Genomic DNA, 24646 nt, shown 5'->3' with positions numbered 1-24646 from the left:
ACCCGGGGACGCTGACACCAGCGCAGCCGCGCGCGTGGCTCGCCAGGGATGGCGAGCCAGCTTCACCCGTGAGGGATTATGTTGTGAAGCGACGCGCAGGCGGCAAGCGCAGTGTCAGGGTTTCGTTCCCGGGATCGCGAGCACGAGGCCCGACCCTTAATCAGCCATGCCCCTCGTCGGCTGGCCCCACATGCTAGTATCCCGACAGGCGCCACTCGGCGCCTGTCGCCGTTTCATCCCTTCGCGAGCGCGAGCCAATGTCACGACAGTCCCGAGACGAACCCCTCACCCTGCTCGGCGGCCGCACCGCCGCCGACTTCCTGCGCGACCACTGGCAGCGCCGGCCGCTGCTGATCCGCGGCGCCATCCCCGACTTCCAGAGCCCGCTCGAGCCCGACGAGCTCGCCGGCCTGGCCTGCGAGGAGAACATCGAGGCGCGTCTGGTCGAGGAAAACGGCCCCGACGGCCCCTGGCAGGTCAGCCACGGCCCCTTCAGTGATGCCACCTTCGCCCGCCTGCCGGAGCAAGACTGGACCCTGCTGGTCCAGGCCGTGGACCACTACGTGCCCGAGGTCGCCGAACTGCTCGAGACCTTCGACTTCCTGCCCGGCTGGCGCCTCGACGACATCATGGTCAGCTACGCCCCGCCGGGCGGCAGCGTCGGCCCCCACGTCGACCAGTACGACGTCTTCCTGCTCCAGGCCAGCGGCCAGCGCCGCTGGCAGCTCGGCGGCAAGGTCGGCGACGACGCCCCGATCCTCAAGGGCATCGACCTGCGCATCCTCGAGACCTTCGAGGTCGAGGCCGACGCCGACTGGGTGCTGGAACCGGGCGACATGCTCTACCTGCCGCCGGGCTGGGCCCATCACGGCGTCAGCCAGTCCAGCGACTGCATGACCTTCTCGGTGGGCTTCCGCGCCCCCTCCGCCGACGAGGCCGTGACCTCCTACGCCGACTACATCGGCGAGCAGCTGCCGCCCTCGCTGCGCTACGCCGATGCCGGCATGGCGCAGCCCGCCGACCCGGCCGAGCTCGATGACGCGGCCCTCGAGCGCATGCGCGCGCTGATCCTCGAGACCCTGGACGACCCGGCCCAGCTGGCCCAGTGGTTCGGCCGCGTGATGACCCAGCCCAAGTACGTCGACCAGCTGGTAGCCAGCGAGACGCCCACCGACCCGAACGACCTTGTCGCCGCACTACAGGACGGCGAGACGCTGGAGCGGCCGCCCGGCTCGCGCTTCGCCTGGCGCGCGCTGGACGACGCACGCGCCACCCTGTTCGTCGACGGCGACGGCGTCGAGTGCTCGACCGCTCTGGCCCGCGCCCTGGCGGGCGGCGAGCCGGTCGACGCCGAGCTGCTGGCCTTCGACGACGCCCCGCGCGTGCTGACCCACCTGCTCGACGCCGGCAGCCTGGCCTGGTGGAGCGACGAAGAAGAATGAACACGGAGGAGTGAGCGCATGAGCACCAGCGTCGAGATCCGCGAGGGCGACTGGCAGACCCTCGGCGAGGCGGCCGGCGAGATCCGCCGCGTCGTCTTCATCGAGGAGCAGGACGTGCCCAGGGACGAGGAATGGGACGGCCGCGATCCCGAGTGCCTGCACTTCCTGGCCCTGGCCGACGGCCGCGCCCTGGGCACCGCCCGGCTGCTGCCCGACGGCCATATCGGGCGCGTCGCGGTGCTCGCCGAGGCGCGCGGCCTCGGCATCGGGCTGGCGCTGATGGAGGCGGCGATCGCCGCCGCCCGCCAGCGCGGCCTGCCCGCCGCCGAGCTCGCCGCCCAGACTCATGCCCTGGCGTTCTACGAACGACTGGGCTTCGAGGCCTTCGGCGAGACCTTCATGGAGGCCGGGATTCCGCACCGCAACATGGCGCTGCGCCTCGACGCCTGAGCGTTTTCTCCCTTCCGTTTTCCGACCCCATCGGGAAACCCGACTACAGGAATGGCGATTCCCGCCCCCGTCCTGTAGTCGGACTACAACCCTCGCTGCCCCCAAGGATCAATTGTTGAGCCGCGCCATGCCGGCCCATAGTGATATCCAAGGCGAGCGAGGGACGCCCGGCATCAACGGTTATGCCATGTAGTCGCCGGGCACCTTCCTCTCTCGACGAGGTTCGACCAACACCCTAGAGACAGACTCGGGAAAGCGGACGAACCTGATAGCGCTTCGCGGTCGCAGCATAAGGCTTCGTCGAGAAGAAACGGCGGTGACGCCGGGACGAGACCGGGCGACCTTCCCCCTGAAGGCAGAGAGGATGGCTCCATGGCAACGTTTCAAGATCAACTCAAGACCCTGGCCCAGCTGCGCGAAGGCCAGCGCGGCAAGTGGGACAACATCACCCCCGAGCATGCCGCCCGGCTGCGCGTCCAGAACCGCTTCCAGACCGGCCTGGACATCGCCCGCTACAACGCCCGGATCATGCGCGAGGACATGGCGGCCTACGATGGCGACACCGCGAAGTACACCCAGTCGCTGGGCTGCTGGCACGGCTTCATCGGCCAGCAGAAGATGATCTCCATCAAGAAGCACTTCGGCCAGACCAAGGGCCGCTACCTGTACCTGTCGGGCTGGATGATCGCCGCCCTGCGCTCCGAGTTCGGCCCGCTGCCCGACCAGTCGATGCACGAGAAGACCAGCGTGCCGTCGCTGATCGAGGAGCTCTACACCTTCCTGCGCCAGGCCGACAGCTGGGAGCTCAACCACCTGTTCCGCGACCTGGAAGCGGCCCGCGAGGCCGGCGACAGCGCCCGGGCCGCCGAGCTCGAGGGCAAGATCGACAACTTCGAGACCCACGTGGTGCCGATCATCGCCGACATCGACGCCGGCTTCGGCAACGCCGAGGCCACCTACCTGCTGGCCAAGAAGATGATCGAGGCCGGGGCCTGCTGCCTGCAGATCGAGAACCAGGTCTCCGACGAGAAGCAGTGTGGCCATCAGGCCGGCAAGGTCACCGTTCCGCACGAGGACTTCATCGCCAAGCTCAACGCCGTGCGCTACGCCTTCCTGGAGCTCGGCGTGGAAGACGGCGTGATCGTCGCCCGCACCGACTCCCTGGGCGCCGGCCTGACCCAGAAGATCGCCGTCAGCCACGCGCCGGGCGATCTGGGCGACCAGTACAACGCCTTCCTCGACGGCGACGAGATCGCCTCCGCGGACGACATCGCCAACGGCGACGTGGTGATCAAGCAGGACGGCAAGCTGGTCAAGGTCAAGCGCCTGGCCTCGGGCCTCTACCAGTTCAAGCCGAACACCGGCGAGGACCGGGTGGTGCTGGACTGCATCACCAGCCTGCAGAACGGCGCCGACCTCTTGTGGATCGAGACCGAGAAGCCCCACGTCGGCCAGATCAAGGGCATGGTGGACCGCGTGCGCGAGGTCTGCCCGGACGCCAAGCTGGTCTACAACAACTCGCCGTCCTTCAACTGGACGCTGAACTTCCGCCAGCAGGTGTTCGACGCCTGGGAGGCCGAGGGCCGCGACGTCAGCGCCTACGACCGCGCCGATCTGATGAACGCCGAGTACGACGCCACCGAGCTGGGCCGCCAGGCCGACGAGTGGACGCAGAACTTCCAGCGCGACGCCGCCCGCGAGGCCGGCATCTTCCATCACCTGATCACCCTGCCGACCTACCACACCGCGGCCCTGTCCACCGACAACCTGGCCAAGGGCTACTTCGGCGACGAAGGCATGCTGGCCTACGTGGCGGGCGTGCAGCGCCGCGAGATCCGCGAGGGCATCGCCACCGTCAAGCACCAGGACATGGCCGGCTCCAACATCGGCGACGACCACAAGGAGTTCTTCCACGGCGAGGCGGCGCTCAAGGCCGGCGGCAAGGACAACACCATGAACCAGTTCGGCTGATCGAGCACCGCGACGACACGGCGACAGGACCCTCGGGGAGGCTTCGGCCTCCCCTTTTTGCTGCCGGCCCGCCCGACGCGCGCACCTCTGGCGCCGTCTTCTGCCCTCCGTCCCTCGCCGCCTGGCTCTCGTTCCGCGACCCGCGAATCGCGCTTCTGAAGGGTACCGACAACAACCGCGATGATCCTTACACGATGTAGTCGGGTTACAACGCCGGCTGCGGCCAAGGAGGCATGGTCGATTCTGCCGTGCTGCACCATAGTCAACTCACAGCGCAGGACAACGCGTCGCTACCCCGACCGGCGACCTGCTCTGAAAGCTACAACGAAGGCGCTTTCACGATGATCCAGGCGCCGTAGGCGATGGTCTTTCCAAGCTTGTGACCACTTCGCGACTGCAGCACCGGGCGCTTACCCGGCCCGGCATGAGTAGCAAACGCCCATCACGCCATCGACGATGGCCACCGCACGAGGTGTTACACATGAACTGCATCGAACTGAGCCACCAAGCCGACCTCATTGCCAGCACGTTCAGCAAGCAGGAACTCGCCAAGCTGGTGCTGGCCCTGAAAGGCAACCGGGAATCCCTGCAGCACGCCGTCGAGGTGATCGACACCGTCGACAGCCGCGCGGGCTACTCCCTCGACGATGCCTGGGACGAGGTACTGACCGGCGACGCGTCACAGCTCGAGGAGGAGTGAGGCGGCAAGGAAGCCGCCTGGAGCGGAATGACTCGCCTCACCGATACCCGGCTTGACTAGCCATTGCCCATCCCGCCCGGCGGGGTGGGCTTTTTCATGCCCGACGGCGTCGCATGACGGGATGCCCTTCGCCGCTGCACCTCTTCGCCTTTCACTGGTCAAAGCTTCCATCCACAGGCAGGCTATCGGGCAAAGGCGAGCGCGCCCGCCGCGCCATGCCCACGGAAGCCATACGGCGAGACGCCCCCGGCGTCGCTCACCGACTCCAAGGAGGTCACCCATGAAGCGTTTTCTTCCCCTCGTCGCCCTCGGCGCCCTGACCCTGGCGGGCTGCGCCAACACCTCGCCCTACTCGGGCAACGTCTACAGCGGCAATCAGGCTCAGGTCGCACAGAACGTGAGCGTGGGCACCATCACCGCCATGCGGCGGGTGCAGATTCAGGCCGACGATCAGAACAGCGGCGCCCTCGGCGGCATCGGCGGCGCCGTCATCGGCGGCCTGCTGGGCAATCAGATCGGCGGCGGCTCGGGCCGGACCCTGGCCACCGCGGCCGGTGCCATCGGCGGCAGCGTGGCCGGCAAGAAGATCGAGGACAGCGCCAACCGCACGGATGCCTGGGAGCTCGAGATCCGCAAGCAGACCGGCCAGACCGTGGTGGTGGTGCAGAAGGCCGACCAGCCGTTCCAGGTCGGTCAGCAGGTGCGCCTGATCGGCACCGGCAGCCGCGTCAGCGTGGCGCCCTACTGAGCCCCGACGGTTCGACCACGCCCGACGCAAAAGGCCCGCGGCAGACGCCGCGGGCCTTTTTGATCGCAGGCGATGCCTTCCTCAGTGGAAGTTGGCCTTGCGCATCGCCCAGCACGCCAGCTTGCCGCCCACCAGCGCGATCACCGCGATGATGATCAGCGTCAGCAGCAGGTCCACCGGCCGCACGATGGCGGTGGCGCCCAGCACGGCGATGGCCGGGCTCCAGACCCAGCGGTCGTCGTCGCTGCGCAGCACGGCGGGCATCAGCTTGTCGAGCCCCGCGCTGACAGAGGCCTCCCAGCGGCTCAGGCACAGGAAGAGGATCACGGCAAAGGCGATCAGCCAGATGACGGTCACGGTCATGGAGGGTCTCCAACAGGGAACGAAGGACAAGGGGAAAAGATGTCGCAGCAAAGGGTATCCCTGCCTTCGGAAGCACGCAACCACGGGACATGGCGTGAATCGCGCTCAGGATCGTCCCGGGCAAGCTGAAAAATCTCCTTGCGCCACTGACAGTCCCCGGGAAGCCACGTTACCATGCGCGCACACGCACTCATCGATAGGTTCATCATGCAAATCGCACAGAACGCCGTTGTGGCCTTCCACTACACCCTGACCAATGACGCAGGGGAAGTGCTGGACAGCTCGGAAGGCCGTGAGCCGCTGACCTACCTCCACGGCGCCGGCAACATCATCCCGGGCCTCGAGAAGGAAATGGAAGGCCGTGCGGCTGGCGACAAGCTCCAGGCCAAGGTCGCGCCTGAAGAAGGCTACGGCGAAGTCCAGCCGCAGCTGGTGCAAGAAGTCCCGCGCGACGCCTTCCAGGGCGTCGAGAGCATCGAGCCGGGCATGCAGTTCCAGGCGCAGACCCAGGGCGGCCCGCTGATGGTCACCGTGACCCAGGTCGAAGGCGACACCGTCACCGTCGACGGCAACCACCCGCTGGCCGGCCAGACCCTGAACTTCGACGTCGAGATCGCCGAAGTCCGCGAGGCCAGCCAGGAAGAGGTCGAGCACGGCCACGTCCACGGCGAAGGTGGCCACGAGCACTAAGCTCGCCGCCAGCCGGAACGAAAGAGGGGCAGCCCATGGGCTGCCCCTTTTTCATGCCCGCCCGATACCTGCCGGGCGGTCAGCCGCCCCGTCTCACTCCGAGGCCGGCATCGCCTTGAGGGTCAGGTAGCCGCCGGCCAGCCGGGTCGCGGTGGTGATCAGGCAGGCCGCCGCGAAGAGACCGGCCAGCAGCGGAAAGTGCGCCGGCCACAGGCAGAAGCTCACCAGCGCCAGCACCGTCTCGGTGCCCTCGGTGAGGCCGTTCAGATAGTAGAAGGCCTTGCGCGGAAAGCGCGGCCGGTCCAGCGCGTGGCGGGCGGCCATGATGGCGAAGGCCAGGAAGGAGGTGCCGGTGCCGATGAAGGCGAACAGCAACAGGCTCGCGGCCAGGGCGTTGGCCCCCGGATCGGCCAGGGCGAAGCCCAGCACCACCGCCGCATAGAAGACGAAGTCCAGGCCGATGTCGAGAAAGCCCCCGGCATCGCTGTCATGATCGGTCAGTCGCGCCAGGGTACCGTCCAGGCCGTCGCCCAGCCGGTTGAGCAGAATCGCCACGAGCGCCGCGCCGTAGGCCTCCATGGCCAGCAGCGGTAGCGCCAGCATCCCGACCGCGAAGGCCGCGACGGTCACCTGGTCCGGCCGCACGCCGGCCGTCGCCAGCCCCCGGGCCAGCCATCTCAGCGGCCGCTGGGTCAGCGGCATGGTCCAGCGATCGAGCATCAGGCCTCCCTTTTCTCATTCACACCGTGCTTGTCCGACGGCTCGCTTCCCGTCGCATCGCGATCCGCCCTGCCCGGGGCGTTCGACGCCTGCCCCTTGCCGCGTCGCCAGGCGAAGTAGCGCTGAAGCCAGCCCAGCACGCGCTCCGGCTTGTGGGCGTTCTTCCATACGCCCGCCGTGGCCTTCACCGCCTCGCTGTGGGTCGGGTAGGGATGGATGGTGCCCAGCAGCTTGTTGAGGCCGATGCCATGGGTCATGGCCAGGGTGAACTCGGCCAGCATCTCCCCCGCCCCCGGACCGACGATGGTCGCGCCCAGCAGGCGGTCGCGACCGGGGACGGTCAGCACCTTGACGAAGCCGCGGGTCTGGCCCTCGGCGATGGCCCGGTCCAGCTCGCTCAGCGGGTAGTGGGTCACCTCGACCGCCACGCCCTGCTGCTCGGCCTCGCGCTCGTTGAGGCCGACCCTCGCCACTTCCGGGTCGGTGAAGGTCACCGCCGGCAGGGCCCGGTAGCTCACGCGGAAGCGCTTGAACTCGCCGAACAGCGCATTGACCGTGGCGTGCCAGGCCTGGTGGGCGCTGGCGTGGGTCAGCTGATAGGGACCGGCGACGTCGCCACAGGCCCAGACATTGGGCAGCACGCTCTGCAGCGCCTCATCCACGGCCAGGGTGCCGTTGGCACGCGTCTCGACCCCCAGCGCCTCGAGGCCCAGCCCCTCGACGTTGGCCTGGCGCCCCACCGCCACCAGCAGGTGGCTGAAGGGCAGCCGCTCGAGGCGTGCTTCGCCGTGGTCGTCCTGATATTCGACCTCCAGCAGGTGCCCGCCGTGATCGTCGGGCAACACCCGCCGCGCCCGGGTGGCGAGGCGCACCGCGACGCCCTCCTCGGCGAGGCGCGCCTCGACCTCATCGGCCACGTCGCGATCCTCCCGAGGCAATAGCTGCTCACCCATCTCGACGAGCGACACTCGACTGCCCAGCCGGGCGAAGCTCTGACCCAGTTCGCAGCCGATCGGTCCGCCGCCCAGCACCACCAGCCGCTCGGGGAGCGCCTCGAGCCGCCAGAGGTTGTCCGAGGTCAGCACCTCGATGGCCTCGAGCCCCGGCAGCGGCGGCACCCGGGGACGAGCCCCACTGGCGATGATCACGTGGCGCGTGGTGATGACCCGCTCCGTCTCGCCCTCGCGGATCCGCACCCGCCAGGGGTCGTCGAGGACGGCGTCACCGGCGATCACCTCCACCCCGAGCCCCTCGTAGCGCTCGCGACTGTCGTGGGGCTCCACCTCGCGGATGGCCCGGTGGACGTGATCCATCACCGCGCGGAAGTCCACCTCGGGCTCGCCGGCGGTGACGCCGTAGCCCGGCGCCTCGCGGATCTCGCGGGTGAGACGGGCGGCGCGAATCAGCGCCTTGGAGGGGACACAGCCGGTGTTGAGGCAGTCGCCGCCCAGCCGGTGACGCTCGACCAGCGTCACCTTCGCCTTCACCGCCGAGGCGATGTAGCTCGCGACCAGCCCCGCCGAGCCGCCCCCGATCACCACGATGTCCTGATCGAAGCGGGCCGGACGCGCGAAGCGACGCGTCAGCTGGCGCCGCTTGCCGATGGCCACCAGGCCCCGGGCCAGCCAGGGGAAGAGGCCGATCAGCACGAAGGAGCCGATCAGGCCCGGCGAGAGGATGCCACCCAGCGACTCCAGCTGGCCGAGCTCCCGGCCCGCATTCACGTAGACCGCGGTGCCGGGCAGCATGCCCAGCTGGCTGACCCAGTAGAAGGTGGTGAGCCGCATGCGGCTCAGGCCCAACACCAGGTTGATCACGAAGAAGGGAAAGAGCGGGATCAGCCGCAGGGTGAAGAGATAGAAGGCCCCCTCGCGCTCGATCCCCGCGTTGATGCGCGAAAGCTGGGCAGCGAACCGCCGCTCAAGCGGCTCGCGGGCCAGGGTGCGGGCGATCAAGGCGGCCAGGGTGGCGCCCAGGCTGCTGGCGAACGAGATCAGCACCAGCCCCCAGCCGAAACCGAACAGCGCGCCGCCGAGCAGCGTCAACAGCACGGCGCCGGGCAACGACAGCGCCGCCATGGCCACGTAGATCAGGAAGAAGCCACCGGCCACCGTCAACGGGTCCTCGGCCAGCCAGGCCTGGAAGCGAACCTGCTCGGCCTTGAGGTTGTCGAGTGTCAGTGCCTGATCGGCACCAGAAAGAAAGAAGCCGGCGAAGACGAGGGCAATGAGGCACAGAAGTATCAGGCGTCGCTTGGTCAAGTGGGTCTCCCTGTTCCATGGTGGGGTATCGCGTCTTGAGTCGACGCCACCCCGCTCTCCTTACATCCGGTTCCACAACATCGTGTAAGGACGGACGGCCAAGGCCGACTACCCTACACGCTGCCCTTAACGAGGTCTTTCATGATGACAGTCAACACGCTCCTTCGCCCTGCCGCCCTGCCCTTGCTGCTCCTCGCCTCCGGCCTTTCGGCCCCCGCCTGGAGTGCCGACGGCGACGCCCCCGACACGCAAAGCGCGATATTCGGCGGCGGTTGCTTCTGGTGCGTGGAGCAGGCCTACGACAAGGTCGACGGGGTGGTGGCGACGATATCGGGCTATTCCGGCGGGGAGATCGAATCCCCCAGCTACGAGCAGGTCTCCGCCGGCGACACCGGCCATATCGAGGTGGTGAAGGTCGAATACGATCCCGATGTGGTCGACTATCGCGCCCTGTTGCACGTGTTCTGGCGCAATATCGACCCCTTCGCCGTGGACCGCCAGTTCTGCGACCAGGGCCGCCCCTATCAGAGCGCCCTCTTCCCGATGGACGCCGAGCAGCGCGCCATGGCCGAGGCCAGCCGCGACGCCGTGGCCGAGCGCTTCGATCGCGAGATCGGCGCCGAGATTCTCGACTTCGAGGCCTTCTACCCGGCCGAGGACTACCATCAGGACTACTACGAGAAGAACCCGGTGCGCTACAACTTCTACAAGTCGGCCTGCGGACGTTCCGACCGCCTAGAGGAGGTCTGGGGCGACGAGGCCGAAGCCTCCGCCATGCCCTGAGTCGACGGCTCGGCGGCTGCCCTGCGTCGCAGCCCCCAGGCCAGCGTCAGGGTCACCACCAGCACCAGGCCGCCGCCCACCAGGACGCCCGGCCATGCCCCCGCGCGCCAGAACGGCTCGAGCCAGAGGCCACCGAGGCTCGCCCCCAGGTAGTAGAAGACCAGGTAGAGGGCCGAGGCGCTGCCGCGCGCGCCCCGGGCCCGTCGACCCACCCAGCCCGAGGCCATGGAGTGAGCCAGGAAGAAACCGAAGGCCGCGAGGGTAAGCCCCACCAGAATGACCGCCAGGGAGGGTGCCAGCGTCATCGCCATGCCCGCCGCCAGCAGCAGCGTTCCCAGCGCCATGCAGGTCGGCGGCGCGGCCCGCCTTGCCAGACGCCCGGACAGCGAGGACCCCAGGGTTCCGCCCAGATAGGTCAGGAACAAGAGCCCCAGCCAGCGCGCATCCAGCGAGAAGGGCGCGGCCGACAGCCGAAAGGTCAGGTAGCTGTAGAGGTTGATGAACACCAGGAAATTGAGCCCGCCCAGCAGATAGGCCCCGCGCAGGTCGGGCTGGCGCAGATGGCCGGCCAGATCGCCGAGCGCCTCGCTCAACCGGAAGCGTCGCGGCGCGAAGCCACGGGCCGCGGGCAGCAACCGCCAGAACAGCGCCACCCCGACCAGCGTCAGGCTGCCGACCGTGAGAAAGCTTGCCGGGATCCCGGCCACTGCCGCGACCCAGCCGCCGATCACGCGACCGGCGATGCCGCCCAGCGAGTTGGCGGCGATGTAGAGCCCCACCGCCGGCAGCATGGCCGAGCGCTCGAACTCATCGCCCATCCAGGCGATGGCCACCGCCGGCAATCCCCCCAGCACGAAGCCCTGCAGCACACGCAGGCTCAGCAGCACCTCGAAGTTCGGCGCGAGCCCCTGGACCAGCGACAGCCCACCGGCCGCGAGCAGGGTCAGGCGCATGATGCCGCCGCGGCCGATGGCATCGGACAACGGGCCGAAGACCAGCAAGGCCGCGGCCAGCGACAGCGTCGCCAACGACATGGCCAGGTTGGCGACCAGGGTCGAGACGCCGTGCACCCGATGAAGCTCGGGCAGCAACGGCTGCACCGCGTAGAGATTCAGGAACACGAGGAAGGATCCCAGGCTCAGGGCCAGGGTCGCGCGCCACCAGGCGCGACTGTGAGCGTCGATCATGAGGGCCTCCGGGTTGGCCGACCATGATCGAAGGCGCACAATGATAAGCCAAGCAGAAGTTAATGATCGAACTCATCGGATTGTCTTATGGCCTTGCCCTTCGACCTGCGCAGCCTCGGTGTCTTCCTGGCGGTGGTGGACCAGGGCGGCTTCAGCGCCGCCGCCCGTTCGCTGCACCTGGCCCAGTCCGCGGTCAGCCAGACCGTCGCCAACCTGGAGCATCGCCTCGAGCTCACCCTCTTCCACCGTCACGAGCGGCGTATCGGCCTGACCGCCGAGGGCGAGGCGCTGGTCGAGCACGCCCGCGACCTGCTGGCCCGGGCCGAGGCGGCCGAACTGGCCATGCGCGAGCTGCACGGGCTGGTGAAGGGCGAACTGCGCATCGGCATTCCCTCGATGCTGGGCTCCTACTATTTCCCGCCGCTGCTGATGGGCTTCAAGGAACGCCATCCGGGCATCCGGCTGACGGTGGTGGAGGCCGGCGCGCGCCGCCTGCAGCGCATGATCGCCGCGGGCGAGCTGGACCTGGGCGTGGTGATCGACGACGGCGAGAGCCGCCATCTGACGCGACGACAGCTGGCGCGGGAGGAGATGGTGGTGTGCGTGCCCCGGGAGCATCCCTTCGCCGGACGGGATCACGTCACGCCCGAGGCCTTCTTCGCCGAGCCGCTGGTGCTGTTCCAGGACGGCTACTTCCATCGCGAATTCATCGACGCCCTGGCGCGGGACACCGGCGCCAGCGCCAACGTGGCCTTCGAGTCGAACCTGATTCCGCTGACCAAGGCCATCGTGCGCCAGGGCTACGGCATCACCACCTTTCTCAGGCGCGTGGTCGAGGAAGCGGAGCTGGCGGCGGTGCCCTTCGACCCGCCGGCCTGGCTGGCGCTGTCGCTGGCCTGGAAGGAAGGCGCCTACCTGTCCCGGGCGGAACAGGCGTTCGTGGAATTCGCGCTGGAGAACCGCTGAATCAAGACCACGGGACGAGGCTCGCCAACATGCCCCAGCCGATGGGCTTTACCGACGACAAGCCTTCGCGAGGGCGCTGTGAACCCATCCCTGGGAGCTACTTTTGCTCTGCTTCGCTATCGCATCCTGCTCCGCTTGCAGAGCCGGTGCTGGCCATCCATGGCCAGCCCGTTCGGCGAAGACGCCTCACCCATGGCAAAAAATCCTCGCTATACCTTGTCCTCGGCGCCCATCACTTCCAAGCGGCCAGGAAGACAGACTCAGCCCTCGCCGCGATCGTACTGGATATCGTCGAGGCGCTGGGCCAGATGCACGTCGTCCAGCGGGCGGCGCGCCTGCCAGTAGTAGTGGCGCCAGTAGCGGTTGTCGAGAGAGGAGATCTTGACGCCGCGGGAGGTCGAGGCGTGGAGGAAGCGCCCCTGTCCCACGTAGATGCCGACGTGGTGGTAGTAGCCGGGCGGCTGGAAGAACACCAGGTCGCCGGGCCGCAGGGCGTCGCGCGACACCGACTCGCCCTCGCGCACCTGCTGGGTGGTGGTGCGCGGCAGCTCCAGGCCGAAGGCCTCGGCGAACACGCGCTGCACCAGGGCGGAGCAGTCGATGCCGCGGCGGGTGGTGCCGCCGAGCCGGTAGGGGGTGCCGAGCCAGCGTTCGTGCTCGTCGAGCAGCGCCTGGCGCACCTGGGCCGGCGGCGGATGACGCAGCCCACGCAGCTCGAGGACAGGATTGTCGACCGGCGACATCTGACCGGGCAGCCCCGGCATGTCACGGGCGAAATAGTCGTCCACCGGCGCCTTCGTGCCGCCGCTGCCAACACAGCCGGTCAGCAGCAGCAGCGTCATGCCTGCGAGTGAAGCGCGACTCCAGGTCGGCATCCCTGTCCCCCTTTCCGTCCTTGAACCCCAGTGATCATCGAGCCGACCAGCGCCGGCAGTCACGCATCATACCCAGCGCGAGGGTTTAATGCAGCTGTCGGCCGTCACCGGGCAGCGTGTCCACGTGCATCGGCGCCCAGTGACGCGGGCGCGCGCCGGGGAAATCCAGGCTCGCCCAGGCACCGGCCATGGGGGGCGCGGCGGACAGCCAGCTCACCAGCGCCTGTCGGAAGCCACCGAGGAAGGCCTCGCGCTCCGGCGTCTCGCCCATGAAGAAGGAGAAGCCGGCGAGCAGGCCGCGGGCGTACTCTTCCCAGCCGCCGTAGTGGCGCGCGGCCAGGGCGTGGGCTCGGCCCAGGAAGGCCAGGAAGTCGCTCTCCGTGAGCCAGCCGAGCTGGCGTCCGGCGATCGCCAGATCCACCGCCTGGGCCAGATCCCAGGCGGTCATGTCGAGCTCGTTGCAGCCGTCCTCGCCCTCCCGCACGCGGATCAGGCGCAGCAGATGGTTGCGCTCCTCCTCGCTGCACTCGCCGGACTCCAGGGTGGCGATCTCCGACAGCAGACGGCTGCGGTTGAGCGTGTAGGGCGCATAGTTGATCTGGTATTCCTGGCGGTCGCCCGCCTCCAGCAGGTAGTCCACGAAGTCGGTGAGCTCGCCGGCCGTATGCAGGGCGTAGTGGCCGTCGACCCACTCGCGGATCGAGGCGCACTCGCGCTCGCTCTCCGGCTGGGGCAGGCTCCAGGCCGGGCTGTTCAGCGGCCCCACCAGCGCCATGGCGGTGAAATGCGACAGGCTCGGCCGTGGACCGGGCTCCTGCCACTCGCCGCCGGTCCAGTCCAGCCAGTGGAACAGGCTGCCGGGATCGTCCTGGTGCCAGCGGATCTCGGCCACCAGCGACGGCTGCTCGGGCTCGGGCAGCAGCGCCTCCCACTGCGCCCAGGCCGCCAGCAGGCGCCGCGGGCTGGTGTAGAAACGGCTCAGCGACCCGTGCAGGGCCCGGGTCAGCTCGGCCAGCCGAGCGCTATCGAACAACCCGCTGTCCATGGCCATCTGCAGGTGAAACGCATACTTCTCGGCCATGTGAATGGTCGCCGCGTGGCGGCTGGCCTGGCCCAGGGCATCGCGGTCGGCCAGGTCCTGCTTGCCGGGCCGGCCGAACGGCGTGGCGGCCGTCGACAGGGCGCCGTGGGCGCCGTCCGCCGCCAGCTGGTTGAGATGATGCGCCTGGGCCGGCAGCCAGTAGCGCGAGAGCGCCTCCGGGCCCTCGTCGGCGTGCAGATCGAGGGTCTCGGCGAGATAGCGGCGGGCGTCCTGCCGGCGCGCCTCCGGCAGCGTCGGCGCCACGCCCTGGCGCAGCGCCAGCTCCGGCTCGCGCACCGCGGCCAGCGCCAGCACCCAGTGCCCGGGATCGCGTCGCCAGTCGCGCATCGCCCGACGCGAGGCCTCGAGCTGCGCCTCGTCGACGACCTCCCCCAGCGGCGTGCGCCAGGGGCTGACCGGCGACTGCAGCAGCAGCGCCCAGTCGGCGTCGAAGGCGCCGCGCAGATCGCGGGCCTCGAACAGGCTGCGGCCGCGCTGATAGGCGCGGGCCAGCGCCACCCAGTCGCTGTAGCGATGCATCGCCAGATCGGCGCCGTGAAGCGCGAAGTGGCGCGCCTCCTCGTCGCTCAGCCAGCCGAGGCACAGGCCGGCCCAGGCCAGATCGACCAGGCGCAACCAGTCCCAGGCCGCCCACTCCAGCGGCTCGCCGCTCTCGACCAGGGTCAGCAGCACGCGACCGGCCGACTGGTCGCGGGGCGCCAGCCCCTCCCACCAGGCCCGGCGCTCCTCGGCGGCCGCCGACAGCAGGCGGGTGGCGTCCAGGTCCCAGGCCTGACGATCGCCCTGGGAGGCCAGCCACAGCAGCACCCGGATCAGCTCGTCGCGGCCCTGGATCTGCCAGGCCTCGGTCAGCCAAGCCTCGACGCCCTGCCAGTCGAGGGGCGCGGCCCGCGCCTCGAGCACGGGGCTGAAGGCCGCGCGCAGCCGCCATACCCGGTCGGCCTCGTCGTCCGGCCACAGCGGCTGCTCGCGGCGCGAATCGGCCAGCCACTCGTGCATCATCTCCCAGGTGACGCCCTCGCCCTGACGCTCGAGGGCGGCCAGGGCGTCGCAGGCCTCGCTGAAGCCGTCGTCGCCCTGTACCCAGCCCACGGCGCTGCGCGCGCGGCACAGCGCGTCCAGCCAGGCATCCAGGCCGTGGTAGCGGCTGCCGATCTCCTCGGCGAGACGCCGCGCCCAGGCCCGGGCACGATCCTCGCCGAGCCAGCCGGCGGCGCCGGCCAGGGCCGCGAGCTCCAGCGCCGCGAGCAGGCGCGTCGGATCGGCCTCGCCGCCGGCGCCGAACGCCTCCAGCAGGCGCCAGCCCAGCTCGCTGCGGTCGACGACCCCCAGCCCCTCCAGACGCGCCTCGGCCACCTCGGCCTCCAGCGTCAGGGGATCGGGAGCGAAGGCCCAATCACACAGCACCAGCTGCTGGGCCCACCAGGCATTCAGGGGATCGACCAAGGCTCACCTCGCCACACAAGCAAACGTTCGAATCGGCACCTAGGCGCCGCGGGAAATTTGGCGACATAGTGTAACGGAAAGCGCCGCCAACGCCGATGCTCGAAAGCGTTCGCGGGGGAAGTCGAATCGGGGCTTGGCGCAGTGTTTTAAATAATGCACACTCGTCAATCATAACACTCCCCGAGGGATTACCGATGTTTTCCGAAGGCGACCTGCTGATCGACAAGGCCTACGTGGCCGGCCAGTGGCGCGAGACCGAACGCCGCTTCCCCGTGACCGACCCCGCCACCGGCGAGGTGCTGGCCGAGGTGGCGGACCTGACCGCCGATGACGCCCGCGACGCCGTGGCCGCCGCCGACGCCGCCTGGCCGGCCTGGCGCCGCCAGACCGCCAAGCAGCGCGCCGCCCTGCTGCGCGGCTGGTACGAGCGCATCATGGCCCACCAGGAGACCCTGGCACGGCTGATGACCCGCGAACAGGGCAAGCCGATCGGCGAGTCCCGCGGCGAGGTGGCCTACGGCGCCAGCTTCGTGGAGTACTACGCCGAGGAGGCCAAGCGCGTGGCCGGCGAGACGCTGCCGGGCCACGGCGCCGACAAGCGCATCCTGGTGATGCGCGAGCCGATCGGCGTGATGGCCGCGATCACGCCGTGGAACTTCCCGCTGGCGATGATCACCCGCAAGTGCGCCCCGGCCCTGGCCGCCGGCTGCCCGGTGGTGATCAAGCCCGCCGAGGCCACGCCGCTGACCGCCCTGGCGCTGGCCAGGCTGGCCGAGGATGCCGGCTTCCCGGCGGGCGTGATCAACGTGGTGACCGCGGCCCGCCCGGCCGAGATCGGCGAGGTGCTGACCACCGATCCCCGCGTGCGCAAGGTGTCCTTCACCGGCTCCACGCCGGTCGGCAAGACGCTGCTGGCCCAGTGCGCCGGCACCGTCAAGAAGGCCTCCATGGAGCTCGGCGGCAACGCGCCCTTCATCGTCTTCGACGACGCCGACCTGGACGCCGCCGTGGACGGCGCCATCGCCTCCAAGTTCCGCAACGCCGGCCAGACCTGCGTGTGCACCAACCGCTTCCTGGTGCAGGACGGCGTCTACGACGCCTTCATCGAGAAGCTGGCCGCGCGCATGGCCGAGCTCAAGGTCGGCAACGGCCTCGAGGAAGGCGTCCTCCAGGGCCCGCTGATCAACGCGGCGGCGGTGGACAAGGTCCAGTCGCACATCAGCGATGCCCTCGAGCACGGCGGGCGCCTGGTGTGCGGCGGCGAGCCCCACGCCCTGGGCGGCACCTTCTTCCAGCCGACCCTGATCGCCGACGTCACCGCCGCCATGAAGGTGGCCACCGAGGAGACCTTCGGTCCGCTGGCGCCGGTGTTCCGCTTCCACGACGACGAGGAAGCGATCGCCATGGCCAACGCCACCGAGTTCGGCCTGGCCGCCTACTTCTATGCTCGCGACTACCAGCGCATCTGGCGCACCATGGAAGGGCTGGAATACGGCATGGTCGCCGTCAACGAGGGCCTGCTCTCCACCGAGCTGGCGCCGTTCGGCGGCGTCAAGGAATCCGGCCTCGGACGCGAGGGCTCGCGCCACGGCCTGGATGAGTACACTGAACTAAAATACGTCTGTGTCGGCGGGCTCTGAGGCCCAATCGCTCTCTCAACAGGAGTCGTCTCCATGAACAACGCACAACTCAACGAGCTCAAGCAGCGCTATGTCGCCAGCGGCGCCGCCAGCCCGGCCACCCAGTTTGCCGACCGGGCCGAGAATGCCCTGATCTGGGACGCCGACGGCAACCGCATCATCGACTTCGCCGGCGGCATCGGCGTGCTCAACATCGGCCATCGCCATCCCAAGGTGGTGCAGGCGGTCAAGGACCAGCTGGACAAGGTGATGCACACCTGCCAGACCGTGATGCCCTACGAGGGCTACGTGAAGGTGGCCGAGAAGCTCAGCCAGGTGACCCCGGTGCGCGGCCACGGCAAGGTGATGCTCGCCAACTCCGGGGCCGAGGCGCTGGAGAACGCCGTCAAGGTGGCACGCGCCGCCACCGGCCGCGACAACGTGATCTGCTTCACCGGCGGCTATCACGGCCGCACCTTCATGACCATGGCCATGAACGGCAAGGTCGCGCCCTACGCCACCGACTTCGGCAGCATGCCGGGCAACGTCTTCCGCGCGCCCTACCCGGTGCCGAGCGAGGGCGTCAGCGACGAAGACGCGCTGCGCGGGCTGAAGATGGCACTGAAGACCGACGCCAATCCGAAGGACACCGCGGCCATCGTGCTCGAGCCGGTGCTCGGCGAAGGCGGCTTCCATGCGGCGTCGCCGGGCTTCCTGAAGGCCGTGCGTGAGCTGTGCGACGAGCACGGCATGCTGATGATCGTCGACGAGGTGCAGTCGGGCTTCGGCCGCACCGGCAAGCTGTTCGCCATCGAGCACAGCGGCGTCGAGCCGGACATCATCACCATGGCCAAGAGCATGGCGGACGGCATGCCGATCTCCGCCCTGGTCGGCACCGACAAGGTGATGGACGCCTCCGGCGGCAACTCCCTGGGCGGCACCTACACCGGCAGCCCGGTGTCCTGCGCCGCGGTGCTGGCGGTGCTGGAGGTGTTCGAGGAAGAGAATATCCTCGACAGGAGCCTGGCCCTGGGCGACGAGCTCGGCGCGCGCTTCGACCAGTGGGAGCAGGCCTTCGACTGCGTGGTGAACGGCCGCCACCTGGGCGCCATGGCCGCCTTCGACCTGGTCGCGGCCGACGGCAGCCCGGACGCCGACCTCGCCGGCGCGCTGTGCAAGAAGGCCCGCGAGAAGGGGCTGATCCTGCTGTCCTGCGGCCTGTGGGGCAACACCATCCGCTTCCTGATGCCGGTGACCATCGAGGACGAGGTGCTGGAGGAAGGCTTCTCGATCATCGAGGCGTGCCTGAAGGAGCTGGTCGGCAGCCAGGCCACCGCCACCGCCTGATCCTGCGCCAGCCCCGAACGCACGCCGCCCGGCCAGCTGGCCGGGCGGCGTGTTTCTGCGCGGGCCTGTCGGCGCGCTGAGCGCCTCGGGTCAGGCCTTCTTCACTTTCGCGATCACCCACAGCAATACCACCGCGCCGACGATGGCGGTGACCAGCGAGCCGATAAAGCCCCCCGCTTGCAGGCCCAAGAGACTGAAGAGGCCACCGCCGACCACTGCGCCGACGACCCCCACCCCGATATTGCCCAGCAGGCCGAAGCCGCCGCCGCGCATGATGTTGCCGGCGATCCAGCCCGCCAGTCCGCCGATGATCAACCAGGCGATGATGCTCATGGATATCTCCTTTTCCACTTCCTTGGGATGTGCCTGCCAGACTGCCGGCAGGCGGCGTCATAACGCAAGCTCAGAACGATGATCCGGGCCGGGCCAGGAAGGCCCGCTCTTCCTCGGTCGAGGCTCGCCCGAGGGCGGCGTTGCGGTGCGGATAGCGGCCGAAGCGCTCGAGGATGTCGCGGTGCCGGCGCTCGGCGCGCAGGCTGCCCTCCAGGCCGGGCTGCTCGAACAGCCGCTGCGCCTCGTCGTGAACGGCCAGCGACTCGCTGTGCATGAAGGGCATATAAAGGAAGGCTCGCTCGCGCGCCGCAAGCGCTGCGTCGTCCCCGACGGCGACCGCCTCCCGGGCGAGTGCCAGTGCCCGGGCGTCGGCGGCATAGGCCTCGGCGCCGTCGCGATGAAGGTGGCGCGAGAACTGATCCAGCACGATGATCTCGGCCAGCCGCCCGCGTGCCGTCTGCCGCCAGTCGTCGAGCTCTCCGCGGCGGGCGGCCTCCAGGGTCGTGGCGAAGCGGCGACGCACCTCGTCATCGAGGGCGCTGTCCTTGCGGAACCACTGCGCCGGCGTCAGCTCCTCGAACCAGAAGGCGAGCACCTCGCCTGCAGTCTGGCCTACCATGGCGTCGCTGCCTCCCTGTGGCGGCGAGGTGGATATGCTCCCAGCATAGCAGCCCGCTCTCGATACCCGAACGACCCCCGATAACGCCCGGAGCCACCATGACCGCCTATCAGCTGATCTCGATGCTCGGCTATGCCTTCCACCTCGTCGGCCTGCTCGTCTGCCTCGGCGGGCTGAGCCTGGCCCGCCGGCCACGGCATCGCTGGCTGGGCCGGCTGCTGGCCGTCGCGGGATTCGGGATCGCCGCGACCCCGCTGCTGGCGCAGCTGTTCGGCTGGGTGGAGCCGACGCCGGCGGGCGTGGTGCCGCCTTCCTGAAAAAGGACTACCAACCGTTATACGAAAGGCGTATGGCATGGGTAAGGCAGTCCCCTAGACTCCCCCGTCACTGTCGTAAGGTTAGCAAGAAAAACACGGTCCCTACGCGGCGAAAACGCCAATGTGCGCCAGACATTAAGGATCTTTCCGATATGCACGCCCTCACCCTCGGCTCCTTCCTGTTCTTCACAGGACTGGTGGCCTTCCTCACCTGGCGGATCACCCGCCGCGACGACCATTCCAGCACCAACGGCCTGTTCCTGGCCGGGCGCAGCCTGACCTTTCCGCTGATCGCCGGCTCGCTGCTGATGACCAACCTCTCCACCGAGCAGATGGTCGGCCTCAATGGCGCCGCCTTCGCCGATGGCCTGAGCGTGATGGCCTGGGAAGTGGTGGCGGTCATCGCCCTGGTGATGCTGGCGCTGTTCTTCCTGCCGCGCTTCCTGCGCAGCGGCATCGCCACCGTGCCCCAGCTGCTGGAGATCCGCTTCGACAAGGGCACCCAGCGCATCGCCAATGTGATCTTCCTGCTCGCCTATGCGGTGATCCTGCTGCCGATCATCCTCTACTCCGGCGCCATGGGCCTGCAGGGCATGCTCGACCTGCACGGCCTGACCGGCATCGAGTCCGACACCACCCTGCTGTGGCTGACCGTATGGCTGGTGGGCCTGATCGGCGCGGTCTATGCCCTGTTTGGCGGCCTGCGCACCGTCGCCGTGTCCGACACCCTGAACGGCATCGGCCTGCTGGTCGGCGGCTTCGTGATCGTCTACTTCGGCCTGCAGGCCGTCAGCGACGGCAACGGCGTGCTGGCCGGCTGGGACATCCTCAAGGAATCCCAGCCCGAGCGCCTGAACTCCATGGGCCGCGAGGACCAACAGGTGCCCTTCGCCACCCTGTTCACCGGCGTGTTCCTGATCAACGTCTTCTACTGGACCACCAACCAGCAGATCATCCAGCGCACCTTCGCCGCCAAGAACCTGGCCGAGGGTCAGAAGGGCGTGCTGCTGACCGGCCTGTTCAAGCTGCTCGGCCCGCTGTACCTGGTGCTGCCCGGCATCATCGCCTACCAGCTGTATGCCGATCAGGGCATCCAGGCCGACGAGGCCTACGGCCACCTGGTGTTCAACTTGCTGCCGCCCTACCTCACCGGCTTCTTCGCCGCGGTGATGGTCGGCGCCATCCTGTCGTCGTTCAACTCGGCGCTGAACTCCACCACCACCCTGTTCAGCCTCGGCGTCTACAAGGGCGTGCTCAACAAGGACGCCAGCGAGGCGCAGGTGGTGCGCGCCAGCAAGACCTTCGGCTGGATCATGGCCCTGATCGCCATGACCATCGCCCCGCTGCTGGCCGGCCAGGAGAGCCTGTTCGGCTACCTGCAGAAGATGAACGCCATCTACTTCATCCCGCTGCTGGCGGTGGTGCTGGTCGGCCTGCTGACCAAGCGCGTGCCGGCCATGGCGGCCAAGATCGCCCTGGTGGGCGGCTGCCTGCTGATCTTCGCCGGCTACTTCATCCCGCCCTTCGACCGGCTGCCGCAGGTGATGCACGAGTTCCACTTCGTCGCCTCGGTGTTCGTGCTGCTGGTGGTGGCGATGCTGGTGATCGGCAAGCTGCGTCCGCGCGCCGAGGCCTGGGTCCACGAGGACAGCGGCGCCGTCGACCTGACCCCGTGGAAGGGCGCCGTGCCCGCCGGCATCGCGCTGGTGGTGCTGGTGATCGCCATCTACGCGGCCTTCGCCTGACGCCACGCCGGCTTCTTTGCCCCATGACGATGCCCCGCCCCGTGCGGGGCGTCGTCGTTTCGGGCCGCGCCATGTCTCCACGGTGGGAAACGGGGCGTTGTGGACACCGCCGCCACGGCGTCCCGCCGTCGGTCTATCATGAGCGCTGCGGCGCTCGCCCCGTCCCCCTCGAGGAACCTGCCCCATGCCCCTGACCGTTATGCTGCTCTCGCTGTGCCAGGCCCTGCTGGTCAGCGGCAACATCCTGCTGATCGCCGTGTCGCCGCTGATCGGCGCCCAGCTGGCGCCCGCGCCGGCGTGGTCCACCGCCCCGGTGGCGACCCAGTGGCTGGGGCTGATGTGCGCCACCATTCCCGCCTCGCTGATCATGGCGCGGCTGGGTCGGCGCCGCGGCTTCGTGCTCGGCCACCTGCTGGGGCTCGCCGGCACCGGGCTGGCCGTGGCCGCCCTCCGGGCCCAGGCGTTCGGCCTGTTCCTGCTCGCCACCTGGCTGATCGGGATCGGCATCGGCTTCGGCCAGCTGTACCGATTCGCCGCGGTGGAGGCGGCCCCCGAGGGCGGCCGCGACCGGGCCATCGGCCTGGTGATGGGCGGCGGCGTGCTGGCGGCCTTCTTCGGCCCCTGGCTGGCCCGCCACAGCCATGCCCTGGCCGAGGTGCCCTACCTGGGCAGCTTCCTCGGCCTCGGAGCCCTCTACCTGCTGGCGCTGGCGCTGCTGGCCGGCGTGCGCCTGCCCGAGCCCGGCCGGGATGCCGCCGAGGGCGAACCGCGCCGGCTGGGCGAGATCGTCCGCCAGCCGGTGTTCCTGCTGGCGGTGGTCAGCGCCATGGTCGGCTACGGGGTGATGAACCTGGCCATGACCGCCACGCCGCTGGCCATGGCCGAGGTCGGCCACGGCTTCGATCACGTGGCCACCACCATTCAATGGCACGTGGTGGCGATGTTCCTGCCCTCCTTCGTCACCGGGCGGCTGACCGCCCGCTTCGGCGCCCCGCGGATGATCGGCGTCGGCTGCCTGCTGCTCACGGCCAGCGCCCTGACCGCCCAGCTCGACGCGGGGCTCGCCGGCTTCCATGCCGGCCTGGTGCTGCTCGGCCTGGGCTGGAACTTCGCCTTCCTGCCCGCCACCGGGCTGCTCACCGAGGCCCACTCCCCGGCCGAGAAGGCCCGCACCCAGGCCGCCAACGAGTTCCTGGTGTTCTCCACCGTGGCGATCACCGCGCTGCTGGCCGGCCCCCTGGTGTCGCTGCTGGGCTGGGCGAGCCTCAACCTGCTGCTGATCCCGCTGTGCCTGCTGCCGCTGGCGCTGCTCGGCGCCCGCCACCTTGCCTTCCGGCGTCGCCGCCCGCAGATTAGGGGCTGACACGGATGCCGAGCGACGCCCCATGCCCCGAAACCTGACACGCGACCTGCTCGAACGCGGCCGCGACCGCCAGCTGCGCCTGGCGGTCACCGGCCTGTCGCGGGCGGGCAAGACCGCCTTCCTGACCTCGCTGATCGACCAGCTTCGCCACGCCGGGCTCGAGGCCCGCCTGGACCTGCTGCCCGCGGCCCGGGAAGGCCGACTGCTGGGCGCCCGCCGGGTCGAGCAGCAGGATCTAGGCGTGCCTCGCTTCCCCTTCGACCGCGCCCTCGCCGCCCTCGACGCCGACCCGCCGCAGTGGCCCGAGCCGACCCGCGGCATCAGCGAGCTGCGCCTGTCGATCCGCTACCGCCCGGGCCGCCCCGGCTGGATCGGCGGCGACACCCGCCGGCTCACGCTGGACCTGTTCGACTATCCCGGCGAATGGCTGCTCGACCTGCCGCTGCTGGAGCACGACTTCGCCAGCTGGTGCCGGGCCCAGCGCTTCGACGGCGAGCGCGCCGCGCTGTTCGCCGACTGGCAGCGCGAGGTGGCGGACCTGGACCCGGCCCAGGAGGTCGACGAGGCGCGCCTGGCCGAGCTCGCCGAACGCTACGCCGAGGGCCTGCGCGCCGCCCGCGAGGCCGGCTTCTCGGACCTGCAGCCGGGCCGCTTCCTGCTGCCCGGCGAGCTGGAGGGCGCCCCGGTGCTGCAGTTCTTCCCCCTGCCGGGGCTCGACGAGGCCGACCCGGCCGTGCTGGCGCAGCTGCCGCCGGAGAGCCTCTACGCCACCCTGGCGCGGCGCTTTCGCCACTACCAGCAGCACATCGTCAAGCCGTTCTACCGCGATCACTTCCGGCGCTTCGACCGCCAGATCGTGCTGGTCGACGTGCTCGGCGCGCTGAACGCCGGGCCCGAGCGCTTCGAGGACCTGTCCCGGGCGCTGACGCGGCTGATGCAGAGCTTCGACTACGGCCGGCGCAGCCTGCTCTCGCGGCTCTTCGCCCCGCGCATCGATCGCCTGGCCATCGCCGCCACCAAGGCCGACCACGTCACGCCCGAGCAGCATCCGCGCCTCACCGGGCTGCTCCAGTCGCTGCTGGCCGAGCCGCTCAAGGACCTGCGCTTCGCCGACGTGCCGGTGCGCGCCCTGAGCCTGGCCGCGATCCGCGCCACCGAGGCCCGCGAGGTCGACCACCGCGGCCAACGCCAGCCGGTGCTGCGCGGCACCACCCTCGAGGGCGAGGACACGCTGCTGTTCCCCGGCGAGGTGCCGGCCACCCTGCCCGACGCCAGCTTCTGGCGCCGCCAGGGCTTCACCTTCACCGCCTTTCGCCCCCGGCCCCGCGACGGCGGCGCCCTGCCGCACATTCGCCTCGACGCCGCCCTCGAGTGGCTGATCGGAGACAAGCTGACATGACCGCGCCCCGCGAATCCGACCCGCGCCCCGGCCGGCGCTTCACGCTGGAGACCGAACCCGCCCCGGAGGCACCCGAGACGCCGGCCCCGGAGTACCTGTTCGATCCGACGCAGGCCCACCATCCACCGACGCCGGCGGCGCCGGACGCCGCCCCGGGCGAGAGCGAGGCCGCCGTCACCGCCGGCCTGGCGCCGCCGAAG

22 protein-coding genes and 1 pseudogene are annotated in these 24646 nt (G+C 69.6%); 15 read left to right on the top strand and 8 right to left on the bottom strand.

Annotated elements, in window-relative coordinates; translation table 11 throughout:
• Positions 1 to 257 precede the first annotated feature (257 nt).
• The 5 genes from UYS_RS0213030 to UYS_RS0213010 all read left to right on the top strand — a co-directional run bounded on the left by UYS_RS0213030 (position 258) and on the right by UYS_RS0213010 (position 5311).
• Entirely contained in the window at positions 258 to 1442 is a 1185-nt protein-coding gene (locus UYS_RS0213030) for a ribosomal protein uL16 3-hydroxylase (RefSeq protein WP_016855962.1), read from the top strand.
• Between the two features lie 18 nt (positions 1443 to 1460).
• Complete coding sequence (locus tag UYS_RS0213025) at positions 1461 to 1892, top strand: GNAT family N-acetyltransferase (protein ID WP_016855961.1); 432 nt, start codon at positions 1461 to 1463, stop codon at positions 1890 to 1892.
• 372 nt (positions 1893 to 2264) lie between these two features.
• Entirely contained in the window at positions 2265 to 3863 is a 1599-nt protein-coding gene (locus UYS_RS0213020; RefSeq protein WP_016855960.1) for an isocitrate lyase, read from the top strand.
• Positions 3864 to 4344: 481 nt separating this feature from the next.
• The gene (locus UYS_RS0213015; protein ID WP_016855959.1) at positions 4345 to 4563 is read left to right on the top strand and encodes a hypothetical protein; all 219 of its coding nucleotides are present in this window, start codon (positions 4345 to 4347) and stop codon (positions 4561 to 4563) included.
• Positions 4564 to 4843: 280 nt separating this feature from the next.
• Positions 4844 to 5311, top strand: coding sequence for an outer membrane lipoprotein (locus tag UYS_RS0213010; RefSeq protein ID WP_016855958.1), 468 nt, complete (start codon positions 4844 to 4846; stop codon positions 5309 to 5311).
• Positions 5312 to 5392: 81 nt separating this feature from the next.
• On the opposite strand, the gene UYS_RS0213005 is transcribed toward UYS_RS0213010, so the two are convergent.
• Positions 5393 to 5674 carry a hypothetical protein gene (locus UYS_RS0213005; RefSeq protein ID WP_016855957.1) on the bottom strand — a complete coding sequence of 94 codons (282 nt, stop codon included), beginning with the start codon at positions 5672 to 5674 and terminating at the stop codon, positions 5393 to 5395.
• Between the two features lie 207 nt (positions 5675 to 5881).
• Between UYS_RS0213005 and UYS_RS0213000 the strand changes: the two genes are divergently transcribed.
• Positions 5882 to 6364, top strand: coding sequence for an FKBP-type peptidyl-prolyl cis-trans isomerase (locus UYS_RS0213000; RefSeq protein ID WP_016855956.1), 483 nt, complete (start codon positions 5882 to 5884; stop codon positions 6362 to 6364).
• A 93-nt stretch (positions 6365 to 6457) separates the two neighbouring features.
• On the opposite strand, the gene UYS_RS0212995 is transcribed toward UYS_RS0213000, so the two are convergent.
• A complete protein-coding gene (locus tag UYS_RS0212995; protein WP_016855955.1) occupies positions 6458 to 7084 on the bottom strand; it encodes a CDP-alcohol phosphatidyltransferase family protein in 627 nt (208 codons plus the stop codon).
• Positions 7084 to 9345 carry an FAD-dependent oxidoreductase gene (locus tag UYS_RS0212990; protein ID WP_016855954.1) on the bottom strand — a complete coding sequence of 754 codons (2262 nt, stop codon included), beginning with the start codon at positions 9343 to 9345 and terminating at the stop codon, positions 7084 to 7086. The genes UYS_RS0212995 and UYS_RS0212990 overlap by 1 nt, the downstream gene beginning before the upstream one ends.
• A gap of 141 nt (positions 9346 to 9486) precedes the next feature.
• On the opposite strand from UYS_RS0212990, the gene msrA reads away from it, so the two are divergent.
• On the top strand, positions 9487 to 10128 hold the full coding sequence (msrA, locus tag UYS_RS0212985; RefSeq protein WP_016855953.1) for a peptide-methionine (S)-S-oxide reductase MsrA: 642 nt from the start codon (positions 9487 to 9489) through the stop codon (positions 10126 to 10128).
• On the opposite strand, the gene UYS_RS0212980 is transcribed toward msrA, so the two are convergent.
• A complete protein-coding gene (locus UYS_RS0212980) occupies positions 10050 to 11315 on the bottom strand; it encodes an MFS transporter (protein WP_016855952.1) in 1266 nt (421 codons plus the stop codon). The two genes, msrA and UYS_RS0212980, sit on opposite strands and share 79 nt — an antisense overlap.
• Before the next feature lie 87 nt (positions 11316 to 11402).
• Here UYS_RS0212980 and UYS_RS0212975 point away from each other — a divergent pair, with 87 nt between their 5' ends.
• Positions 11403 to 12281 (top strand): LysR family transcriptional regulator, encoded by an 879-nt coding sequence (locus UYS_RS0212975; RefSeq protein ID WP_016855951.1) that lies wholly within the window; start codon positions 11403 to 11405, stop codon positions 12279 to 12281.
• 260 nt (positions 12282 to 12541) lie between these two features.
• Here UYS_RS0212975 and UYS_RS17420 read toward each other — a convergent pair whose 3' ends face one another.
• A complete protein-coding gene (locus UYS_RS17420; protein ID WP_337587464.1) occupies positions 12542 to 13156 on the bottom strand; it encodes a C40 family peptidase in 615 nt (204 codons plus the stop codon).
• An 85-nt stretch (positions 13157 to 13241) separates the two neighbouring features.
• A complete protein-coding gene (locus UYS_RS0212965) occupies positions 13242 to 15704 on the bottom strand; it encodes a DUF1266 domain-containing protein (protein ID WP_016855949.1) in 2463 nt (820 codons plus the stop codon).
• A gap of 194 nt (positions 15705 to 15898) precedes the next feature.
• On the opposite strand from UYS_RS0212965, the gene UYS_RS0212960 reads away from it, so the two are divergent.
• Complete coding sequence (locus UYS_RS0212960; RefSeq protein ID WP_016855948.1) at positions 15899 to 17344, top strand: NAD-dependent succinate-semialdehyde dehydrogenase; 1446 nt, start codon at positions 15899 to 15901, stop codon at positions 17342 to 17344.
• Between the two features lie 33 nt (positions 17345 to 17377).
• Positions 17378 to 18670: an aspartate aminotransferase family protein gene (locus UYS_RS0212955; RefSeq protein WP_016855947.1), complete on the top strand. Its 1293-nt coding sequence runs from the start codon at positions 17378 to 17380 to the stop codon at positions 18668 to 18670.
• Positions 18671 to 18760: 90 nt separating this feature from the next.
• Here the strand turns inward: UYS_RS0212955 and UYS_RS0212950 are convergent, their stop codons facing one another.
• Positions 18761 to 19003: a GlsB/YeaQ/YmgE family stress response membrane protein gene (locus UYS_RS0212950; protein WP_016855946.1), complete on the bottom strand. Its 243-nt coding sequence runs from the start codon at positions 19001 to 19003 to the stop codon at positions 18761 to 18763.
• A gap of 70 nt (positions 19004 to 19073) precedes the next feature.
• A complete protein-coding gene (locus UYS_RS0212945; RefSeq protein ID WP_016855945.1) occupies positions 19074 to 19622 on the bottom strand; it encodes a DUF924 family protein in 549 nt (182 codons plus the stop codon).
• A 98-nt stretch (positions 19623 to 19720) separates the two neighbouring features.
• Here UYS_RS0212945 and UYS_RS0212940 point away from each other — a divergent pair, with 98 nt between their 5' ends.
• The 5 genes and pseudogenes from UYS_RS0212940 to UYS_RS17415 form a co-directional block, all read left to right on the top strand.
• Entirely contained in the window at positions 19721 to 19939 is a 219-nt protein-coding gene (locus tag UYS_RS0212940) for a hypothetical protein (RefSeq protein WP_016855944.1), read from the top strand.
• Between the two features lie 152 nt (positions 19940 to 20091).
• The gene (locus UYS_RS0212935; protein WP_016855943.1) at positions 20092 to 21684 is read left to right on the top strand and encodes a solute:sodium symporter family transporter; all 1593 of its coding nucleotides are present in this window, start codon (positions 20092 to 20094) and stop codon (positions 21682 to 21684) included.
• A 184-nt stretch (positions 21685 to 21868) separates the two neighbouring features.
• Positions 21869 to 23047: an MFS transporter gene (locus UYS_RS0212930; RefSeq protein WP_016855942.1), complete on the top strand. Its 1179-nt coding sequence runs from the start codon at positions 21869 to 21871 to the stop codon at positions 23045 to 23047.
• 22 nt (positions 23048 to 23069) lie between these two features.
• Positions 23070 to 24446: a YcjX family GTP-binding protein gene (locus tag UYS_RS0212925; RefSeq protein WP_016855941.1), complete on the top strand. Its 1377-nt coding sequence runs from the start codon at positions 23070 to 23072 to the stop codon at positions 24444 to 24446.
• A pseudogene (locus UYS_RS17415) lies at positions 24443 to 24646 on the top strand (hypothetical protein); the annotation flags it as partial. The gene UYS_RS0212925 and the pseudogene UYS_RS17415, both read left to right, overlap by 4 nt.

The sequence above is a fragment of the Halomonas smyrnensis AAD6 genome, from assembly GCF_000265245.1.
GTDB lineage: Bacteria > Pseudomonadota > Gammaproteobacteria > Pseudomonadales > Halomonadaceae > Halomonas > Halomonas smyrnensis.
Note: the sequence above shows the minus strand (reverse complement) of the source record. Positions and strands in the feature narration are given on the sequence as shown.

Coding starts and splice junctions, on each gene's coding strand:
- UYS_RS0213015 (WP_016855959.1), top strand. CDS start 4,345: ATGAACTGCATCGAACTGAGCCACCAAGCCGACCTCATTGCCAGCACG.
- UYS_RS17420 (WP_337587464.1), bottom strand. CDS start 13,156: ATGCCGACCTGGAGTCGCGCTTCACTCGCAGGCATGACGCTGCTGCTG.
- UYS_RS0213025 (WP_016855961.1), top strand. CDS start 1,461: ATGAGCACCAGCGTCGAGATCCGCGAGGGCGACTGGCAGACCCTCGGC.
- UYS_RS0213030 (WP_016855962.1), top strand. CDS start 258: ATGTCACGACAGTCCCGAGACGAACCCCTCACCCTGCTCGGCGGCCGC.
- msrA (WP_016855953.1), top strand. CDS start 9,487: ATGATGACAGTCAACACGCTCCTTCGCCCTGCCGCCCTGCCCTTGCTG.
- UYS_RS0213010 (WP_016855958.1), top strand. CDS start 4,844: ATGAAGCGTTTTCTTCCCCTCGTCGCCCTCGGCGCCCTGACCCTGGCG.
- UYS_RS0212940 (WP_016855944.1), top strand. CDS start 19,721: ATGACCGCCTATCAGCTGATCTCGATGCTCGGCTATGCCTTCCACCTC.
- UYS_RS0213005 (WP_016855957.1), bottom strand. CDS start 5,674: ATGACCGTGACCGTCATCTGGCTGATCGCCTTTGCCGTGATCCTCTTC.
- UYS_RS0212925 (WP_016855941.1), top strand. CDS start 23,070: ATGCCCCGAAACCTGACACGCGACCTGCTCGAACGCGGCCGCGACCGC.
- UYS_RS0212945 (WP_016855945.1), bottom strand. CDS start 19,622: ATGGTAGGCCAGACTGCAGGCGAGGTGCTCGCCTTCTGGTTCGAGGAG.
- UYS_RS0212995 (WP_016855955.1), bottom strand. CDS start 7,084: ATGCTCGATCGCTGGACCATGCCGCTGACCCAGCGGCCGCTGAGATGG.
- UYS_RS0212935 (WP_016855943.1), top strand. CDS start 20,092: ATGCACGCCCTCACCCTCGGCTCCTTCCTGTTCTTCACAGGACTGGTG.
- UYS_RS0212955 (WP_016855947.1), top strand. CDS start 17,378: ATGAACAACGCACAACTCAACGAGCTCAAGCAGCGCTATGTCGCCAGC.
- UYS_RS0212930 (WP_016855942.1), top strand. CDS start 21,869: ATGCCCCTGACCGTTATGCTGCTCTCGCTGTGCCAGGCCCTGCTGGTC.
- UYS_RS0212960 (WP_016855948.1), top strand. CDS start 15,899: ATGTTTTCCGAAGGCGACCTGCTGATCGACAAGGCCTACGTGGCCGGC.
- UYS_RS0213000 (WP_016855956.1), top strand. CDS start 5,882: ATGCAAATCGCACAGAACGCCGTTGTGGCCTTCCACTACACCCTGACC.
- UYS_RS0212950 (WP_016855946.1), bottom strand. CDS start 19,003: ATGAGCATCATCGCCTGGTTGATCATCGGCGGACTGGCGGGCTGGATC.
- UYS_RS0212975 (WP_016855951.1), top strand. CDS start 11,403: ATGGCCTTGCCCTTCGACCTGCGCAGCCTCGGTGTCTTCCTGGCGGTG.
- UYS_RS0213020 (WP_016855960.1), top strand. CDS start 2,265: ATGGCAACGTTTCAAGATCAACTCAAGACCCTGGCCCAGCTGCGCGAA.
- UYS_RS0212980 (WP_016855952.1), bottom strand. CDS start 11,315: ATGATCGACGCTCACAGTCGCGCCTGGTGGCGCGCGACCCTGGCCCTG.